At 74.5% G+C, this 3,746-nt stretch carries 5 protein-coding genes and 1 pseudogene; 2 read left to right on the forward strand and 4 right to left on the reverse strand.

Annotated elements, in window-relative coordinates; translation table 11 throughout:
- The first annotated feature begins 30 nt into the window (after positions 1-30).
- Positions 31-822 (forward strand): S1 family peptidase, encoded by a 792-nt coding sequence (locus tag C1I97_RS33180; protein ID WP_111006736.1) that lies wholly within the window; start codon positions 31-33, stop codon positions 820-822.
- 130 nt (positions 823-952) lie between these two features.
- On the opposite strand, the gene C1I97_RS33185 is transcribed toward C1I97_RS33180, so the two are convergent.
- The 4 genes and pseudogenes from C1I97_RS33185 to C1I97_RS33200 form a co-directional block, all read right to left on the reverse strand.
- Positions 953-1,219: a DUF6343 family protein gene (locus C1I97_RS33185; protein ID WP_111006737.1), complete on the reverse strand. Its 267-nt coding sequence runs from the start codon at positions 1,217-1,219 to the stop codon at positions 953-955.
- Positions 1,220-1,270: 51 nt separating this feature from the next.
- The gene (locus C1I97_RS33190) at positions 1,271-1,696 is read right to left on the reverse strand and encodes a CBS domain-containing protein (protein WP_111006740.1); all 426 of its coding nucleotides are present in this window, start codon (positions 1,694-1,696) and stop codon (positions 1,271-1,273) included.
- 108 nt (positions 1,697-1,804) lie between these two features.
- Positions 1,805-2,218 (reverse strand): annotated as a pseudogene (locus C1I97_RS33195) (TIGR03668 family PPOX class F420-dependent oxidoreductase); the annotation flags it as partial.
- 21 nt (positions 2,219-2,239) lie between these two features.
- Entirely contained in the window at positions 2,240-2,881 is a 642-nt protein-coding gene (locus C1I97_RS33200) for a phosphoribosyltransferase (protein WP_111006738.1), read from the reverse strand.
- A gap of 97 nt (positions 2,882-2,978) precedes the next feature.
- Between C1I97_RS33200 and C1I97_RS33205 the strand changes: the two genes are divergently transcribed.
- Positions 2,979-3,719, forward strand: coding sequence for an MgtC/SapB family protein (locus C1I97_RS33205; protein WP_111006739.1), 741 nt, complete (start codon positions 2,979-2,981; stop codon positions 3,717-3,719).
- Positions 3,720-3,746: the final 27 nt, after the last annotated feature.

Here is a 3,746-nt window from a genome sequence, read left to right on the forward strand (position 1 = left end):
ACAGCCCACCGGCCCGCTCCGAGGAGACGCATGTTCGGCCTCACCTGCGCCAGACCCGCCGCCGCCACGCTCACGGCCGGCGCCGCCGTCGCCGCGACCGCGCTGCTGACCGCCCCCTCCGCGGTCGCCACTCCCCGGCCCGTCATCGGCGGCACGCCGACCACGACGGCGGAGTACCCGTTCGTCACGCAGATCACGGACGCGTCCGGCAGGCAGTTCTGCGGCGGCACCCTGGTGGCGGCCACGAAGGTGGTCACCGCGGCGCACTGCGTGGCCGGCGAGACCCCGGACCGTGTGCGCGTGGTGGGCGGGCGCACCCGCCTCGACGGAACCGACGGCACGGTCGGCGAGGTCAGCCGGATCTGGGTCGACCCGGAGTACACGGACGCCACCGAGGGGAACGACGTGGCCGTCCTCACCCTGACCACCCCGATGCCGTACGCAGCGACGAAGTACGTCTCCTCCGCCGACACCGGCGTGTACGCGGCCGGCACCACCGCCCGCGTCCTCGGCTGGGGCACCACCGCCGCGAACGGCACCCCCTCCCACCAGCTGCGGACCGCGACGGTGCCCGTCGTGTCCGACACGGAGTGTCAGAACTCCTACGGCTCCGACTTCGTCGCGAGCGACATGGTGTGCGCCGGACACTCCTCCGGCGGCGTCGACACCTGCCAGGGCGACAGCGGCGGTCCCCTGATCATCGGGGGCGTCCTGGCAGGGATCACTTCCTGGGGCAACGGCTGCGCCGAGGCGGGTTACCCGGGTGTCTACACCCGGGTGACCACCTTCTCCGGCCTCGTGACCGCGCAGGTCCACTCCTGAGCCGTGCCCCGGCGAAGACCAGGGGGCGTTGCGGGCCTCCACGAGCGGCCCGCAACGCCCCCTTTCCATGCGCGCGCCGCACGCGGGGGAAGGGCGTGTCGCCTCAGGGCGTCGCGGGTGGCCGTCGGGGTCAGGGGCGTTCGGTGCGCAGGCGGCGGGCGACGACCAGGAGGTCCACGGCGGCTGTCAGGGCCAGGGCCGCGCAGATGCCGGCGAGGACGGCGAGGACCGTGTCGCTGGGGCTGTCGGCCGGGCCGGAGTCGGCGGACCAGGTGGCGAACAGGACCGTTCCGGCGAGGAAGAGGGGGAAGAAGACGGAGGCCAGCAGCAGGCGCAGGCGGAGGGGACTGCGGGCGGTGCGGGGCTCGGTGCCGGTGCGGCGGTGTTCGTCGTACACGGGGACGGGTCTCCTCGTCTCGGTGCGTCGGGGCCTCGGTGGTTTCGGGCCTCAGCGGTTCGGGGCCGCCCTGCTGATGTCCGACAGCGCGGAGCTCGGCTCCTCGGTGACGGCCAGGTCGCCGAGGCTCACCATGCCGACGGGGCAGCCGCCGTGTTCGACGACGGGCAGCCGGCGTACGGCGTACCGGCGCATCAGCTCGGCCGCGTGGTCGGTGGTGTCGTCGGGGGTCAGGGTGACCACCGGGGGCCGGGTGCAGACCGAGCCGGCGGTCGTGGTGTGCGGGTCGCGGCCCTCGGCCACGGCCCGGACCACGATGTCCCGGTCGGTGAGCACGCCGAACAGATCGCAGTCGTAGGCCACCAGCACGTCGCCGACGTTCTGCTCGCGCATCACGTGGGCCGCGCGTTCCAGCGTGGTCATCGGCTCGACGGCCAGCGCGCCGGGCGACATCACGTCGCGTACTCGCCGGGTCATGGGCACCTCCCGGTTCGGCTCCGCGGAACTCCGCGGACCGCGGACACTCCGGCTGTCCGCCGCGTAGCCAGAACCCGCGGTCCCAAACGGGGCCGCCCGCCAGCCCGTCCAGCGGTGCACGGCGACCGCGATCACCGGGCCGTGCGGCGGGGTGTCGCGGTACTGCGGGTACTTGCGCAGCAGCCGGGCGAGCGCGGCGCCGTACTCCACCGTCGTCGCCTCGTCCACCGCGCCGGGCGGCACGATCCGGGCACGGCCGTCGGCGCGCACCCACCACAGGTGGTCCCAGTCCTCGGTGTAGTCGTCCGCCAGCAGGGACACGGACGGGTTGGCCTCGATGTTGCGCAGGCGCTTGAGGCGGGCCGTGCTCTTGGGCTTGCGGTCGACGGCCGTCACGAGACGGTCGTCGCCGAGGGCCGCGAACACCACCGGCACCAGGTGCGGACGGCCCGCCGCGTCCACCGTGGCCAGCCGCGCCACCCGGACGGACCGGAACCTCCGGCGCGCCTCGTCGGGGTCCATGCGGGGCACGGGCCGCTCCTCTCAGTGGTACGCCAACGCCCGCACGACCTCGTCGTCCGTCAGCTGCTCGAAGTCGTCGTACCAGACGCCCACGGCGGTGAAGGACGACGGCCGGTGGAGGCAGACCACTTCGTCGGCCTCCCCGCTCAGCGCCTCGACCGCTTCGGGCGCGCCGACGGGCGCGGCGAGGACGGTGCGGGCGGGGCCCCGGCTCCGCACGTGGCGCAGGGCGGCGCGGGCGGTGGAGCCGGTGGCCAGGCCGTCGTCGACGACGATCGCGGTACGTCCGCGCAGGTCGGGGGCGGGGCGGCCGTGGCGGTAGCGCTGGATGCGGCGGTGCAGTTCGGCGCGTTCGCGCTCCACCACGGGGGCGAGGTCGTCCTCGGTCAGGCCGAGGTCGTGCAGGGCCGCCTTGTCGAACAGCGGGGGGTCGTCCCCGGCGATCGCGCCGAGGCCGTACTCCTCCTGGAACGGCGCGCCGATCTTGCGTACGACCACCACGTCCAGCGGGGCGCCGAGCGCCCGCGCGACCTCCCGGGCCACCGCCACGCCGCCGCGGGGCAGCGCCAGCACGACGGGGTCGGGCAGTGCGCCGGCCTCGCTGCGGGCGCGCAGCCGCTCGGCCAGTTTCCGTCCGGCCTGCGCGCGGTCACGGAACCTCATGGGCCTTCCTCCCGCTTTCCTCCTCCTGTGTCGGGTACCCCCGCCGGGTGCCCGCCGACCACACAATGGGGGCAGGGGGCGTGACGGAGGGAGACGCATGCCGTGGCTTGCGGTTCCGCTGTGGGACGTGGGCAATGGGCAGGGCCTGCGCCAGCTCGCCGAGCTGGGGCTCGCGCTGCTGCTGTCAAGCTTGATCGGCTGGGAGCGGGAGGCGCAGCAGAAGAGCGCGGGCCTGCGCACCCACACCCTGGTCGGGGTCGCGAGCGCGCTGATGATGGAGGTGTCCCACTACGGCTTCACCAGCGTGCTCGGCCTGGAGAACGTGTCGTTCGACCCTTCCCGGGTGGCCGCGCAGATCGTCTCCGGCATCGGGTTCATCGGCGGCGGCCTGATCTTCGTACGGCGGGACGCGGTGCGTGGGCTGACCACCGCCGCCACCATCTGGCTGACCTGCGCGGTGGGCATGGCCTGCGGGGGCAGCCTGCCGATCCTGGCGCTGGCGACCACCGCGCTGCACTTCGTGGTCGTCCGCGGCTATTCCCGGCTGCCGGGCCGGCTCTCCCCCGGGTCCGTGCCCGCCACGGTCGAGGTGCGGCTGACGTATCTGGCGGGCCGGGCGCTGCTGCCGCGGCTGATGGAGGCGTGCACCCGGCTCGGCTTCCGTATCCTCCAGGTCAGAGTGGACCAGCTGCCCGGCCGCACGGACCAGGCCGCCCGGGTGCTGCTGCGGCTGGAGGGGACCGCCGACACCGGGCACCTGGCGGCCGAGCTGTTCCACCACGACGGGGTCGTCGACGTCGATCTGAGCCTGGGGGGCGACGAGGAGCTGGACGCGTGACGGTCGTACGGCCGTGTCGTGGGCGGG

The organism is Streptomyces sp. NTH33 (genome assembly GCF_003236365.1).
Lineage (GTDB): Bacteria > Actinomycetota > Actinomycetes > Streptomycetales > Streptomycetaceae > Streptomyces.

Coding starts and splice junctions, on each gene's coding strand:
- C1I97_RS33205 (WP_111006739.1), top strand. CDS start 2,979: ATGCCGTGGCTTGCGGTTCCGCTGTGGGACGTGGGCAATGGGCAGGGC.
- C1I97_RS33190 (WP_111006740.1), bottom strand. CDS start 1,696: ATGACCCGGCGAGTACGCGACGTGATGTCGCCCGGCGCGCTGGCCGTC.
- C1I97_RS33180 (WP_111006736.1), top strand. CDS start 31: ATGTTCGGCCTCACCTGCGCCAGACCCGCCGCCGCCACGCTCACGGCC.
- C1I97_RS33200 (WP_111006738.1), bottom strand. CDS start 2,881: ATGAGGTTCCGTGACCGCGCGCAGGCCGGACGGAAACTGGCCGAGCGG.